Annotated in this window: 13 protein-coding genes; 7 read left to right on the plus strand and 6 right to left on the minus strand. The window is 65.5% G+C overall.

Annotated features, from left to right (window positions below; genetic code table 11):
• The first annotated feature begins 75 nt into the window (after positions 1 to 75).
• From ER13_RS01710 to ER13_RS01725, 4 genes are all read left to right on the plus strand, one after another.
• A complete protein-coding gene (locus ER13_RS01710; RefSeq protein ID WP_035305744.1) occupies positions 76 to 996 on the plus strand; it encodes a HEPN domain-containing protein in 921 nt (306 codons plus the stop codon).
• A gap of 46 nt (positions 997 to 1,042) precedes the next feature.
• Positions 1,043 to 1,795, plus strand: a complete 753-nt coding sequence (locus ER13_RS01715; protein ID WP_035305746.1) for a hypothetical protein — start codon at positions 1,043 to 1,045, stop codon at positions 1,793 to 1,795.
• Positions 1,796 to 2,204: 409 nt separating this feature from the next.
• The gene (locus ER13_RS01720; RefSeq protein WP_035305748.1) at positions 2,205 to 2,786 is read left to right on the plus strand and encodes a hypothetical protein; all 582 of its coding nucleotides are present in this window, start codon (positions 2,205 to 2,207) and stop codon (positions 2,784 to 2,786) included.
• A 57-nt stretch (positions 2,787 to 2,843) separates the two neighbouring features.
• On the plus strand, positions 2,844 to 3,188 hold the full coding sequence (locus ER13_RS01725) for a hypothetical protein (protein WP_155988052.1): 345 nt from the start codon (positions 2,844 to 2,846) through the stop codon (positions 3,186 to 3,188).
• 451 nt (positions 3,189 to 3,639) lie between these two features.
• Here the strand turns inward: ER13_RS01725 and ER13_RS01735 are convergent, their stop codons facing one another.
• Positions 3,640 to 4,878, minus strand: coding sequence for a DUF3363 domain-containing protein (locus ER13_RS01735; RefSeq protein WP_035305757.1), 1,239 nt, complete (start codon positions 4,876 to 4,878; stop codon positions 3,640 to 3,642).
• Positions 4,879 to 5,209: 331 nt separating this feature from the next.
• Positions 5,210 to 6,127 (minus strand): DUF2493 domain-containing protein, encoded by a 918-nt coding sequence (locus tag ER13_RS01740; RefSeq protein ID WP_035305761.1) that lies wholly within the window; start codon positions 6,125 to 6,127, stop codon positions 5,210 to 5,212.
• A gap of 397 nt (positions 6,128 to 6,524) precedes the next feature.
• Here ER13_RS01740 and ER13_RS01745 point away from each other — a divergent pair, with 397 nt between their 5' ends.
• Positions 6,525 to 6,746: a hypothetical protein gene (locus ER13_RS01745; RefSeq protein ID WP_035305764.1), complete on the plus strand. Its 222-nt coding sequence runs from the start codon at positions 6,525 to 6,527 to the stop codon at positions 6,744 to 6,746.
• 382 nt (positions 6,747 to 7,128) lie between these two features.
• Here the strand turns inward: ER13_RS01745 and ER13_RS01750 are convergent, their stop codons facing one another.
• The 3 genes from ER13_RS01750 to ER13_RS01760 all read right to left on the minus strand — a co-directional run bounded on the left by ER13_RS01750 (position 7,129) and on the right by ER13_RS01760 (position 8,533).
• Complete coding sequence (locus ER13_RS01750) at positions 7,129 to 7,593, minus strand: GcrA family cell cycle regulator (protein WP_035305766.1); 465 nt, start codon at positions 7,591 to 7,593, stop codon at positions 7,129 to 7,131.
• Between the two features lie 119 nt (positions 7,594 to 7,712).
• On the minus strand, positions 7,713 to 8,141 hold the full coding sequence (locus tag ER13_RS01755; RefSeq protein ID WP_035305768.1) for a single-stranded DNA-binding protein: 429 nt from the start codon (positions 8,139 to 8,141) through the stop codon (positions 7,713 to 7,715).
• A gap of 35 nt (positions 8,142 to 8,176) precedes the next feature.
• The gene (locus ER13_RS01760; protein ID WP_035305771.1) at positions 8,177 to 8,533 is read right to left on the minus strand and encodes a hypothetical protein; all 357 of its coding nucleotides are present in this window, start codon (positions 8,531 to 8,533) and stop codon (positions 8,177 to 8,179) included.
• A 181-nt stretch (positions 8,534 to 8,714) separates the two neighbouring features.
• On the opposite strand from ER13_RS01760, the gene ER13_RS01765 reads away from it, so the two are divergent.
• Together ER13_RS01765 and ER13_RS01770 are read left to right on the plus strand one after the other, a co-directional pair.
• Positions 8,715 to 9,323 (plus strand): DUF433 domain-containing protein, encoded by a 609-nt coding sequence (locus ER13_RS01765; protein WP_035305776.1) that lies wholly within the window; start codon positions 8,715 to 8,717, stop codon positions 9,321 to 9,323.
• Entirely contained in the window at positions 9,320 to 9,751 is a 432-nt protein-coding gene (locus ER13_RS01770) for a type II toxin-antitoxin system VapC family toxin (RefSeq protein ID WP_035305778.1), read from the plus strand. The genes ER13_RS01765 and ER13_RS01770 overlap by 4 nt, the downstream gene beginning before the upstream one ends.
• A 5-nt stretch (positions 9,752 to 9,756) precedes the next feature.
• On the opposite strand, the gene ER13_RS01775 is transcribed toward ER13_RS01770, so the two are convergent.
• Entirely contained in the window at positions 9,757 to 14,019 is a 4,263-nt protein-coding gene (locus ER13_RS01775) for a strawberry notch-like NTP hydrolase domain-containing protein (protein ID WP_035305781.1), read from the minus strand.
• Positions 14,020 to 14,059 lie beyond the last annotated feature (40 nt).

Raw genomic sequence — 14,059 nt, forward strand, 5'->3', positions numbered from 1 at the left:
GCGAAAACGCCCAAGACAACACGCAAGCCGTGCTTTTCCTTGCCGACTGCCCGCCAATCAGAGAGACTCGGACCGATGAAGAAACCTCTGAAGTCATTGACGCCTGCGAAACGCCGGGAGCTGGACCACGCCGTGGCCATCCTGCGGGAAGAGTTTGCCGTCGCGACCTCCACGCGCAAGGCGCAGCGCCTGCGCGACGGACGCATCCTCAAGATCATCCTGTTCGGCAGCTACGCGCGCGGCGACTGGGTTCACGACCCGGTCGGGCGGTATTTTTCGGATTTCGACCTACTCGTCGTCGTCGACCATGAGGACCTGACGGATTTCGAATTCTGGGAGGACTCAGAAAAACGGCTTCTGGCTGACATCACCTCCGGCCAAATGTTGCGCACCCCGGTCAGCGTTATCGTCCACAGTCTTGATGACGTGAACTACAAGCTGGAGCACGGTCGATCATTTTTCATCGACATCGTCCGCGACGGCGTGACCCTGCTGAACACGCCCGGGGTGGACTTTGTCGAGTCTATGGTGCTCTCGCCGGAAACGGCATTGCAGGAGGCAGAAGACACCTACGAAGAAGCCACCGAGAGCGCCGACGAGTTCATCGACCTAGCAGATGTTTCACGCTCTCGGAGCTACACACGAAAAGCGGCTTTCCTCCTGCACCAGGCTGTCGAAACCCTCTACGCCGGACTGTTGCTCGTCCTCACCGGCTATTCACCGAAGTCCCACAAACTGACCAATCTGCGCCGGCTGACGGAGCCCCTCGTGCCTGGTCTGGCGCAGGCTTGGCCTCACGAGACCAAGCTCCAGCGGCGCAGTTTCGAGCTCCTTCGCGCCGCCTATGTGAAGGGTCGATATTCGAAGCATTTCAAGATCACCGACGAAGAGCTGGCATATCTCGTTGAACGGATCGGGATTCTGCGAGGCCTGATCGATGCGGCGTGCCAGAAACGGTTAGCCGACCTGCGTGATCAGGCCGGTCGAACCGACTGATCAATCGGCTAAGGTAGCCGACCCCCACCGAACAGCAGGATCGCGATTGCCCCAGATTCCCCGGATTCTCGTCCCGCTCGACCCTCATGATCCAAACACCTGGATCGAGGCGCTCAGCTATGGGCTCGATCTGTGCGACCCCGGAGAGACGGATGCCCATCGGATTATCCTTGCGGTCCCGAGCCGCGCCCAGATGAAGTCCATGACTATCGCGGGCCACCTCGGTGCAATGTTCACCAAGGCGCTCGCCGAGGGCCAGAGCGTAACCCTCCCCCGCGGTGTGACTCTATTGGCGGAAGCTGTCGCCCAGCTCCGGACGGGCGCTGAGAAAGTCGTCGTTATCGCCTACTACGCGGACGACCAGGCTCTCGATAAAGTGGATGGTCTAGCCAATGTTGAGGGCGTGGTGGTCGTGCCGAGCTGGGCAGACTCCGTTTCCCGCTGGACGAAGCGATGGACGCCACAGGTGCACGGTCAGGCTGCGGTCGCGCCAGTCATCCTCATCGCAGACCCCAAGGTCGAGAAAGCCCTCAAGACACTGAGCCGATCAGTCAATCTCGGACCCGAAGTCTTACACGCATCCGACGACGCCTTAGCCGAGCAAACCTTCCGCATCCTGCGCAATAAGGGGCACAAGGCCGCGCCTGCCGATATTCGCTCTTGGGCCATAAAGAACGGATGGAAGGACAAGGCTGCCACCCGGCTGGAGACCTTGGCCGCACGCATCCTCCTCTCGAAGGCGAAGCCCTCCCTCGCCAAGATTCCTGAGGCGGAAACGCGCTACGCCAACTGGGTCTAGGCCGATACCTTCGTCGGGGTACCGCCTTGCGCAATGCGGTCATGAGCATGCCTGCTGGCATAGACAGTCGACGCTGAGGGCTGAGCATTTGCTCAGGAGGCATAGGCCCAAGTTAGGGCTGGCCCTGCAAGGACCCAACGGATCTCTGCCCGCATCCCGGCAACTGCACGTTTCGTCAGATCACGGCGGGTCTAGAACCTGGGCTTACGCCGATCTGAAGCAGCCACACCCGCGATCGACTTTCAATGAATGACAATGCGCACGAGGCTGTGCTATAAGAGTTTCACGGCCGTCTCGCCGGACCTGTCGCCGGGTCAAAGCGGGCAGATAGATCAAGCACCTCCTGTCGATCCTCAACAGAGGTCGATGCGTAATCGGCGAACTTCGACCATTTGCTGAGGTACCGACAATGCGCGTTTTCTATCTGAGTCATTCTAATCTCAAATCTTTGAAGCGGTCGCTCGCTGGCCAGCAGGACGTGCGTTCGAGCCATCTTACCGAGGCCATTGCGAGGGGCTTCGGCTTTGGAACGGCCGCAGCCCTTCAAGCCTGGATGAACGATGACGACGGTCAGTATCGGCCGTTTGATCAGGAAGCGTTTTCGGATCGGGTCAGCGAACTGCATGGAGCTTCTGAAATCACGTTCAACTTCCCCGAGCTTCCCCGCGAAGACCGGTACGTCGAAGACGTCTTCGATCAACTGCATCCCATCGTCTTCAGGAAGGATCACATCCAGTTCCAACTGCCAGGCATCCACGAGATCGTTGACATTCAGCTGCGCCCTCTGCCGGGCGGGTGGTTCCGGTTCGACCGCTCACATGCGATCCACACGCCGGTCCAAGCAGGCCCTTACTACCCGAGTCGTGACATTGACGATGACGCGTCTTACGCCATGCATCGGGCGATCGAGAGCCTTGCGAGCTATCACCGCGAGGCGGTTGGCGAAGGGCACACGCCCTCTGAATCCTGGCTGGTCAGTCGCTCACGTTAACGAACTGGACTTTGTTCCCCCTCCTCGACAGGAGGGGGAATGTCGTCTGAGAGAGTAATGGATGTCTGGGATGTCGCATCCTTTCCGGAACCGGTGATCGAAGCACTCCGTGCTGTAGACGGCGCTTTCGTGGCCCACACGCTAAACGTCACCCAGAATCGCTATGAGCCGGACCCCACGGACGAGCCACGTCGGCTCGGGCTCGACGTGATCGCTCGCACCATGGCGGGAGTAACCATCCGAGCCTGGCACTACGGGCGTCTCTGCGCCGATGAGGTGGAATTACTGATGCGCGAAGGCCTGTGGCCCACGAGTCAGCATCGTCGCAATATGCGCCTACGCACGCGGCAGGATGCCGGCGACCTGACGAGCGACGATGTCGCGAGCCTGACGGCATGTTGAGAGCTGAACACGGACTCCTTCGGTGTCAAGGACGGGGCTGTCTTCATGACCTCCACGCCTCGGCACCCCGAGGAGGACTATGTGTGCAGCCTCCTCGCATCCTGGGGTGGCGAGGCGTTGGCGCGCCCACGCGCAGGAACGCCCCTCGGCCAACGGCTGGCGCTTATCGGCGAGCCCGCGGTCCTCGAGATTGCGCTGCCATTCGATCTTCTCCCCGACTGGCGGCGAGGCCTCGTCGTGGAGGCGATTGAAGGTGGGTGGCTTGCTCGCCAGGGCTGTGGCGTTACAGAGAATGGACGGGACCTGCACGTGATCGAGCCATTGGCTCCGGAACGTATTTTGAGGGTGCTTCGTCCGTGCGACCACGACTTCCATACCCTCGGCAAATCCTATCCCACGGCAGCGGTCTGCCTGTCTCCGGATGGCGCGCTCCGCCGGTAACCGGGGCGAGTCACCGACTGAGGTTCGCGCCCCTGCCGGTGACCAGTTGCGCCAGACCGTTAGTCGAGGGAACGAGCACTACCGTCTGATCGATCTTGACGCCGGCGTACCCCATCCGAAGCCTGGCGTAGTGTTCCACACCCGATCCGTCGCGCACTACCGCCCACGGCGAAGCCCCTGCCTCATCATGAAACCCCGTTTTCACGACCACACCTCGCACCGGCTCCCTGCCGAGAACCCGTACATCCCTCGCGCCCTCCAGCCGACGCTGATTGAGGGTGCGGATGATGTCCCGCCGCACTTGGAGCGTGCGCAGTTTCGTCTCCATCTCGCCGTCGAGCCGATACCGCCGCCCGGACCGCCCCGCGAGCCCTAGCCGTTCCAGATGTCTCAGCCGCCCGCGCGTCAGAGCCGCCCAGGCGTCGGTTGATCCGACCCCGTCATCGACCATCCCGTTCTTGTCCGCCTCGGCGATCAGCCGCCGGTCGAAACCGGTAAAGCGGTCGGCCTCCGTCTCCTTCCAGATGCGCCGCTCAGCCTCCACCCGCGAGAGATCGCCAAGCCGCTCCTGCGCCACTTCCTGCGCCCGCGCGCGAAACCCATAGCCGATGTAGTCGCGCGGAATGACGAGGTCTCGCCCGTCCTCGCGCCGACCCCGGACCAGCACATGGGCGTGAGGTTGATCGGTGTCGAAATGGCAGGTCGCCACCCATTTCAGGTTCGGCTCTCCGAGGTCCGCCGAGACCCGGCCCATGACCTCGCGGACATAGGATTTCATGTCGAGCCGATCGCCATGTTCCGGCGAGATGATGAACCGGAAATGATGCCGGTCCTGGCTCCACCCTTCCGTTTCAAAACCGGGTTGAACGCCATCGAGACCAGGGTCGAAAAACTCCGGCCGCGAGCCTTCCGCCCCGGCGCCCGCTCGCCCGAGGTAGGCCACATGCTTGGCGAGCGCGGCTCCCCGATCGGCGCCCTTGCCCATGTGCCGCGAGACCAGCGCCTTGACGATGACCTTCTGGCGAACGTCCAGACGAAAGGCGCGACCTGACCGGTTCTGAGCCGCCTTGAGCACCCCTGACCGGTTTCCCAGCGTAAAGGCCCTCGAACTCGCCAGACGCTTGAGCATGCCGCTTTTGACATCCATCCGCTCGGTCTTGAGGGAAAGGGGAAGGCCGACGTGCACCGCGTCGACGGTCCGCTCGGAACGGGCTGAGACCCGCCCCTCGATCGCGTCCCGGATCAGCATTCGCAGTCCTCCAGAGCATGGAGCGAAGGCTCGAAGGATGACAACTCAAGACAAGTCGTCAATGATGCTCCGAGCTGCCGCTAACTGTCGGGCAGAATAGAAGAAACCGGCGCAGTCAAAAACACCCTTTTATCTTGCCCTCCGACCCTTTTTGCAGATTGTCATCCATCGAAATCACACGCCGACATACCCTATCAACAGTCATCATAGTTGGTGACCGGAAGCGAGATACACACGCTGCACAGGCCGTCGATCGGATCGAGCCGCCGGATGACAAACAAAAACCCGCCCGGCCGAAGCCGAGCGGGTCGTTGTTTTCAGGTCCAGTCTCTCAGGCGGCCCGGGCCTTGATGGGCACATGCCGCAACCCGGACTCCATCGCCTTCTGCCCGAGGTTGAGCGCAGGTCCGAACGGCCGGTGGTCCTCCCTCATCCCCGCCAGCGAATGGACCAAGGTCAGGCAGACCTCCGGCTCGAGCGCGATGAGCTCGTCGTTCGCCCTGAAGGGAGCCGCCTTGCCGTGGGTGTCGAAATCCGCGCGGGCGAGGATCAGCTTCACCCCCTTCTGCTGGGCCCATTTGATCGCGAGTTTCTCGGAGCCCTTCGCCCCGGTCGTCGCCAGAGCCATGTCCGGCCATTCCTGTTTCGCCCAGTTCAGAGCGTCGAAGATCCGACCGGCATCCTCCGCGCTGTCGGCCGTCGGCGCGCCCCGGAAGGCGATCACCGGACCGCCCGGATCCGCCTCCCCGGACTTCCGCTGCTTGATCGCCCGGATCGCCTGTTTCGCCTCAAGCTGGGCCGCCGTCAGATGGGTGCCGCGCCGCGATCCCCGCCAGGCCGTCCAGACCTCCCCGGTCGCGACCGTCCAGGTCTCAGACGCCGCGTCCCGGATCAGTTCGCAGGCCTGCGTCGCCGCATCGCCTGCTCGGGCCTTCGCCGTGGCTTCCTGGAGTTCGACGTCAGCCGCTTCCGATCCGTCGAAGTCCCGGTCGAGCGATCGCATCGTATCGCGCGCCCGGTCCGCATCGCGTTCGATCCGCCCGGCCGCCGAATGGAAGGCGCCGATCAGGGCCTCTCCCAGGATGGTCTGGAAATCCTCCAGCGCGGTGTCAGAGATGACGTCGATCAGCTCGGTCATGAGCGCGCGCCCGAGTTGAACCAGGGCGTCTTCGGTCGGAAGCGAACCTCCCTCGTTCAGGGAAGCGGACAGGTCGGCCAAGGCGGAGGATGAAGTGTTGAAACGGGTCATTGGAACATTCCTAGAGAATGTCGAGCGCCCCATGCGCAACGACCCCGGTTTTGGCCACAGCGGGGTCCCCGGCAGTCACCGGAGCGGAGGGCCGCTTGCCCTCCGTGGAGGGAATAAGGCGAAGCCGTTGACTTCCGGGGTGCTGTGACAAAATCGGAGGGCGTTGTGTGGGGGTAAGTCGTCGTCGCCCTTCGCGACGACGACACCACTCGGCGCCGTTGCGCCGATACGGAAGACAAGACAACGCTCTTCCCGTCCGTCGGCGTCGGCGAGCCGGCGGCGCTACGCGGTTGCGAACGTCTGAGGGCGCCGCAGGCAATAGTCCGATGCTCACTCACTGGCATGAGAGAAACCAGCGGTGCTAAATCAACCCGTCCTTCAAACGTCGGAGCCTGGTATGGAGAAGATCACCGTCGCCGTGCTGCGAACCCAAGGCGGATGGCGCGTCATGAAAGACGATCGGCAGATCGGTGAATATGACTTCCGTGTCGATGCGGAGGACGCCGGATTAAAGCTGACGCGGCAAATCCATCTCTCAGGCCGCGACGTGGAGCTTCTCGTGCAAACCGAGGGCTCCCACGACGTCACGCCGATGCGAGGCTGGGAGACGGTTCACTGAAGAGAGGACGGCCTGTCTACGGGCCTTATTCTGCGGCGGAACCGGTCCAGCCGACGGGACGCCAGCCTGCCAAGAAAGGCCTCCATCGCCCCCTGAACGGGGCCGCTGATGTCACGCTTGCGGGCGTCCATGTCGAGGACATGCGCCGCCTTTTTTTCGGGAATTCCAGCCAGAAGCAAGGCGCGCGTAGTCGTCGCGGGTCCCAGCGCAGAATCTGACGGGCGACTTTCAACTCAGCGGCCGGGGCCGCGTCGGGACCTCGATCGGCCAGAGGCCGACAAGCGGGCGGCCCGATCTTGGCTGCCCGGGCCAAATACAAACGGCGACCTCGTCGAGGCCGCCGTTCAGATCGTCTCAGATTGCAGCAAGGGCGTGACGGATCTCAGTCGAGAAGCGCCAGCCGGTCGAGGGTGCGGGGAGTGTCCGCCGCCGGCCGATAGGCGACGGCGGCATGCAAGGCACAGAAGGCCCCCCGGGTCACCGGTTGACCGCACAGACTGAAGTCAGCGGCTCCGGGCTCACCGAAAGGCCAACGGCACTGGCAGCGCCGCACCGAGAGGACTGTTGCCAGGCCATGTTCAGCCGCGACTACGGGACGAGCGTCGATCGGCCGGGTCGCCAGGGACCTGGCCGGCGAGAGGCCGACCGGCTTCGGACGGGCGTCAGAGCCTTTGGGCGGGCGGCCGGAACGGCCCGCCGACAGACCTATGCGATGGACCTTGCCGAGCACGGCGCTGCGCGTGATGCCATTGGCGAGATCGCGGGCGATCTGCTCGGCGGTCTGGCCCTCGAGCCAGAGTGTCTTCAGACGACCGATGCGGTCATCGGTCCAGGCAGAGGCGGTCATGGGAAGCTCCGATGCTGACGAGCCCGATCGGCTCGCCCTGCGCCGCCCTGCCTTTCCCTCCCTCCCCAAAGGAAACGGCCCGACGCTCGCGCGCCGGGCCGCTCTCATTCGCCCGCTGTCTAGAACGGGATGTCGTCGTTTAGGTCGTAGCCACTGGCCGGCTCCTGGACCTGGCGACCGGAGTCGCCCTCGTCCTCGGCGGCGCCATCGGAAGCTTCGCGCCGGTTCTTCAGTCGGATATCCCCGACGATCACGCGCATGTCGTAGTGTTCGACACCGTCCTTGCCGGTCCAGGTGTCGTTCTCGACATGACCCTGGATCACGACGCGGCTGCCTTTGCGGGCGAACGGGCCGATGTATTTCTCGGCCGTCGCCTCGTTGAAGCAGATGCAGTTGAAGCCGGTCGTGCGTTCGCCGGGCGTGCCGTCGGCCTTGCGGAAACGGGTAGTCTCGAGCACGCGGAAGCTTGCCCGCTTCTTGCCCGAGCCTTGAGCCGAGAGGACGGAGGGGTTGGCCGTCAGATAGCCTTCGATGATCACGGTTTGCATGGTCAGTCTCCTGAGAATTGAATGTTGATGAGGGATCAGGCGGCGGCGCGGTCGGCGCTGCTGTCCTGGATGTCGCGTTCCTCGGCCCAGTCGAGGACGGTGAGCCGGTTGATGACCAGTTCCTTGGCCGTCCGCTCGGTCCCGTTCTTGGCCGCGTAGGCGGTGTCGATGAAAGCGCCGATGACCACGGCCTCACACCCCTGCGCGAGGCCCCGGGCTATGACCTTCTCGTTGAGGCCTTTGGACCAGCTCACGCAGTTGACGCCGACCAGCCGATCCTTGCCGGCGTTGTCGACGCCGCGGCTTTCAAGCAGGCGAAACACCGCCTTGCCGAAGTCGTCGGTGATCTGGGGGTCGGCCGCCAATCGGCCGGTGAACATCACGTTTTGCATGTCAGTCTCCTGGATATCCGAAGCCGTCGGGGAGCCGATCTCCCCAATCCCGCTTCACCCGGAAACTCCCTTCCTCCGCTCCTTTGGACGGTGTTCGGTCGCGCACGCGATCCTGGGCCTCACCGACATTGCCGAACCCACAATGTGATCCTATATTGGATCATATTAGGAGGCTTGTTCGATGCCCGATCCCCAGTGGACTCTGCCCGAAGCGGCGTTCGTCCTTGATCAACCGCTCGACGCGATCAAACGCGACGTCAACCGCCGACCACTCAAGCCAGAGGCCTCAGGTCCGGCCAAGCGCGCTGTGCGATGCGTCGGCCTGACCGATCTCGTCTATCTCGACATGGTGGCCACCTATCGCCACACCCTGACGCCTTCCGCGCTCGACGACCTGTATGTCGCCGTGATCAAGGAGTCTCCGCAGTCCGCCAGTGTTTCTGTCGGGCCGCTCATCGTGCAGTTGAAGCGGCATCGGACAAATGTCGCGCAACGCCTGAAGGCGCTGGAGGCTGTGGATCGCGCCATCGAGATCAAACACGGCGCTCCCGTCGTAAGAGGCACCGACATCGAGGTCCACCGCCTAGCGGCGCTCTCGGCAGGCGGAGCCACCGATGAGGAGATCCTCGAGGACTACCCGTCGCTGTCGCTCGCCAAGATCAAGGCGGCGACCGCTTATGCGCGCGCCCATCCCAAATCCGGTCGCCCTTACCCGGCGACGTCGGCGAAGCGCGCGATGCAGGGAGCCGACCTTGGCGGGCTCGAGCCATTCATGCGGCCGAGGGGATGATCTATCTGCTTGACACCAACGTCGTCAGCCAGAGCAGCAAGCCCAAACCGTCCGCCAACATCCTGGCCTGGCTCCGGTCGGTCGATGACCACGAGCTCTGCATCAGCGCCATGACTGTCCGCGAGTTGCGATACGGAGCGGAGCGGGCGACAGCCGCTGACCATCCTGCCGCCGCGGCGATCACACAGGGCGTGGACGCGGTCATCGCCGCCTATGCGGGCCGCATCCTGCCCATCGACGAAGCCGTGGCCGCCGTCTGGGGCCGGATGCTGGCCGAGCGCGACGGCGACGAGGAGGATACCGCCCTGGCCGCGACCGCGCTGGTCCACGGTCTGACGCTCGTCACCGCCAATATCAAGGATGTGACGGGTCGCGGCGTCCCCCTTCTGAACCCGTCCCGGTCCCCGCCGAAGGCGACGCCGGTCTGACCCGCTCAGGCGGCCTGCCCGTCGAGGACGGTCTGAACCGGATGGCGGCGCAGCACCGCCTCCAACACGGTCGGCCGCTCAACCGGGACGAAGACCCGAGGCGTGTAGGCGATGATCTCCACGAAACAGCCCGAGACGACCAGGGCGTCGCGATCCGTCCGGCCTCCCACCACCTCGATGCGCCAGCGGTCCATAACGCGGGACCGCTTCAGCCACAGCCCGCCCTCCAGCGATAGCTGGACGTTGCGGTCGAGGATCGTGGCGGCGGTTCTCGCGCCGTCCGCCCAAACCTCGGCGACGTCGGTCAGACCCAGGCTCGTCTTCAGAGTTCGAGCCTGAACCTGGTCCAGAACCCGCCCCAGCCAGCGGCGTCCGTCCGGCGCCCGGACCCGGCGAACCGAGCAACCCCGCGCCGGCAACCGGCCCCAAATCGGCAACAGCAATCCCGTGGCAAGCGTCAGTTCGCGCGTCCGCCAAGGGTCGGTCCCGGCGACCTCTTGGTCCCAGACCCGCCGCCAGGTCGAAACCTCCGCTGGCTTCCACGCCGACTCCTCGAACGTCTTCTCGGCCATCGTCTGGCGATCGTCGGGCCGAACCAGCCGCACGGCGGTGATCAGGCGGTTCTCGTCCGTCGAGGTGGTCAAGCCGAGTTCCGCAATCGCGGCGCGGCCCGACTTCTCGTTGACGACCAGCTGGTGGGCGACATCCTTCGCCCAAGTCAGGGCGGCGTCGGCGACGAGGATCTCGCGCCTTACCTTGAGCGAGAAGGTCACCAGAGCCGTCTCGGCGCCGGTCGAGACATCGGTCCGGATCACTTCCTGATCCGTGACCTCCAGTTCCTCGGCCTCGATGTCCTCCAGCCCGCGGTCCAGTTCACCGGAGGCGGCGGCTCGATCGAGGATGCCGGACAGGATGCGGTCGAAGTCAGCGAACAAGGCGTTCTGGTCGGCGATGCGCAGCGCCAGAAGCCGGTTCAGGAAGGTATGGATCGGCGGCAGGTCGTCGGAGGGTTTGAGGCCGCCGTCGTCGTCGAGCAGCTTCAAGCTCGTCTTGGCCACGAAGGTCTCAAGCGTCATCGAGTCCAGCTCCCCGAAGGCCAGTGCGCCGTAGAAGACCAGCAATGCCCGGCGCGCCCAAGGGCTCTCCAGATTGTCCTCGGCGCGGAACAGGCCGGCTCCGGCGGTGCGCCGTTCGCCGCGCGTGAGCGCGCCCAGAGAGTCCAGCCGGCGCGCGATCGTCGAGGTGAACCGCTTCTCGCCCTGGATGTCGGTGGTGACGGGCCGGAACAGGGGCGCGGATGCCTGATGCGTCCGGTGGGAGCGGCCAAGGCCCTGGATGGCGGCGTCGGCCCGCCAGCCCGGTTCGACCAGATAGTGGACCCGCCGCTGCTGGTTCGGAGCCGACAGGTCGGCATGGTAGCTGCGGCCGGTTCCGCCGGCGTCGGAGAAGATCAGCACCCGCTTGCGGCCCGACATGAAAGCGTCGGTCTCGGCGCGGGCCGCGGAGGCGCCCCGCCGCTCCACGACGCGACGACCGTCCCTCACCACCACCCGGCGCGACCGGCCCGTGATCTCGGCGACCGCGTCGGTCCCGAAAGCTTCCAGCAGGGCGTCGAGCACGCCCGGCACAGCGGGCAGCAAGGCCATCTTCTCGATCAGGGCCTCGCGTCGGGCCAACGCCTCCTGACTGAGGGCGGGACGACCGTCGTCTATGACCGGGACCATGGTGACATTGCCGTCATCGTCCTCGACCGCCTCCATCAGATGCACGGGAAAGGCCTCGCGCAAATAGTCGAGGACGTATTCTCGCGGCGTCAGGTCGATGGATAGGTTGTTCCATTCCTCGGGCGGGATCGAGGACAGCCGCCGCTCCATCACCGCCTCGTTTGTGGAGACAATCTGGACCACGGCCGAGCGCTCCGAGGCGAGGTCGTCGCGGATTGACGCGATCAGGCTCGGCGCCTTCAGGCCAGCCAGAAGGTGACCGAAGAAGCGCAGTTTAGCGCCCTCGAAAGCGGAGTGGACCGCGGAAGCCGCCATCGCGCTCTTCGGCTTGCCAGCGTCGTCGCTGAGACCGGTCGCCTTCAGCGCCTCTGCCAGATTGGCGTGGATCAGCTGGAAGGCGTCGGCCCACTGGTCCCATACGCCGACGTCGTCTGGCATCAGCGGATGGACCAGGGGTTCGTACTCGACGCCCTCGAACGACAGCGATCGCGCCACATAAAGCCCGAGCGCCTTGAGCTCGCGTGCGACCAGCTCCATGGCCGCGACCCCGCCCCGGTCCATGGCGTCCAGGAAGTCGGCGCGGGACATGAACGGCGCTTCGGGCCCGCCCCACAGGCCAAGACGTGCGGCATAGGCGAGGTTCTCGGCCGTGGTGGCGCCCGTGGCCGAGACATAAAGTATCCTGGCGTTCGGCAGACGGTTCTGCAGCGCCAGCCCCGCCATGCCCTGCAGCGAGGCCTTCTTGGTCCCACGCGCGCCCTTGCCGCCACCGGCGGCGTTGGCCATGGCGTGGGCTTCATCGAAGGCGATGACGCCGTCGAAGTCCTCGCCCAGCCAGGCGACGATCTGGTCGAGGCGGGAGGGACGGACGCCCCGCGCCGGCTGACGCAGGGTCGCGTAGGTGGTGAACAGAATACCCCGGTCCAGCCGGACCCCGTCTCCCTGCTTCCAGCTCGACAGCGGCACGATGTCGTGGGCCCCGCCGCCGATGGCGCCCCAGTCGCGCCGGGCGTCCTCCAGCAGGGCGTCATTGCGGGAGAGCCAGACTGCGCGCACGCGCCCCTGGCTCATGTTGTCTGCGACGATGGCGGCGATCTGCCGCCCCTTGCCGCAGCCGGTGCCGTCGCCGAGGAAGAAACCCCGACGGAAGGCGAACGCTTCGCTTTGATCATCGCGCACGAGCGCCACCTCATGCGGTGCTTCGCCGAGGCGGAACCGGCCGGGCAGGAAGGCCGCATGGGCCTCGCCGGCGTAGATCACCGTCTCCGTTTGGGCGTCGGAGATCCGGCCCTGGATGAGCACCGCCGGCGGCAACACCGGCCGGTAGGTCGGCGCGGGCGGCGCGACTGAGGCCATGGGCCCGGATTCGACCAGGGGTGAAGGGTGAGGCCGGGGATCGGGCAGGACGATCCGCGCCAGGGCATGCGCCTGATAGAGGCCGACGTCCCGGCCCTCTCCAGCCCAGGGCCGCGCCTCATAGGCCAGGGGTGTTGCTCCGGCCAGGAAGGCCAGTCGGCCTGCGGGAAGGGCCAGCCCGCGGTCGCGCGGCGCGAGGAAGGCGGCGGCGTCCAACGTCAACCGCACGCGCGGGCGGGCGGTGCCGCGATTCGGAAGGCTCGCGAGAATCCGGGCGGTCGCCTCCAGATCCTCGGGTTGGTGAAGAAGGCCGTCCCAGACGGCTGTCCCGCCGCGATCCATAACCAGCAGGCCGGTCTCGACCGAGGTGCCGTGTTTGGCGAAAGCGCGCGCGGGAAACGCCACGGCGGCCACCATGACGCCGTGGCCTTCGAGCACCCGCCTCAGATCGGTGTCGGCAAGGGCGGTGAGGGGCACGATCGCCGCCATCCGGCCGCCGTCCGCCAGAACCTTGACCGACGCGATAAGATGGGCCTGAAGATCCGAGAACGGCGGGTTGCAGACCACGACGTCGAACGCCCCGGCGTCCCCGAGGAGGTCGGGTAGATGGCGGCCATCGTGCCGCCGGCGCGTCGCCTTGGCGAACAGTCCGTCGAGGAGCGCGGCGCGCGTGGGCGCAAGCTCGTTTAACGTCAGGCTCGCCCCGCACGCTTCGGCCACTACGGCCAGCAATCCGGTCCCGGCCGAGGGCTCCAGCACGAGGTCGCCCGGCCGAACCTGCGACGCCAGCACCGCGAGGGCGGCGAGTTGGGGCGGGGTGGAGAACTGGTCCAGCGCGACCTGTTCCTCACTGCGCCGGCTGTGGGTCAGGCCAAGCGCTGAGACCGCGGCGAGCAGAGCGGCGATCTCGGCCGGGGCGTCCTCGAGCCGGGCGATCTGCGGCGCGAGGCGGCGGATCTGAAGCACCGTCGCGCCCTCGATAGCGTCATAGGCGTCGCGCCAGGTCCAGCCGCCCTCGGCGTCGGACGCTCCGAACGCGGTGGTCATCACCTCGGCCACGAGACGTCGATCCAGCGGGCGGGAGCGGGCAAGATGGATGGCCAATGCACGGGCAGCGGCCAGGATGTTGGCGGGGAGATTCCCGACGGCGAGGTCGGCGAACAGCGACAGGTTGCGGATCGTTGACATGGAAGGCTCCGATCGCCTGGAGCGGAGGGCTCCTCCCTCT

The sequence above is a fragment of the Brevundimonas sp. EAKA genome, from assembly GCF_000698025.1.
GTDB lineage: Bacteria > Pseudomonadota > Alphaproteobacteria > Caulobacterales > Caulobacteraceae > Brevundimonas > Brevundimonas mediterranea_A.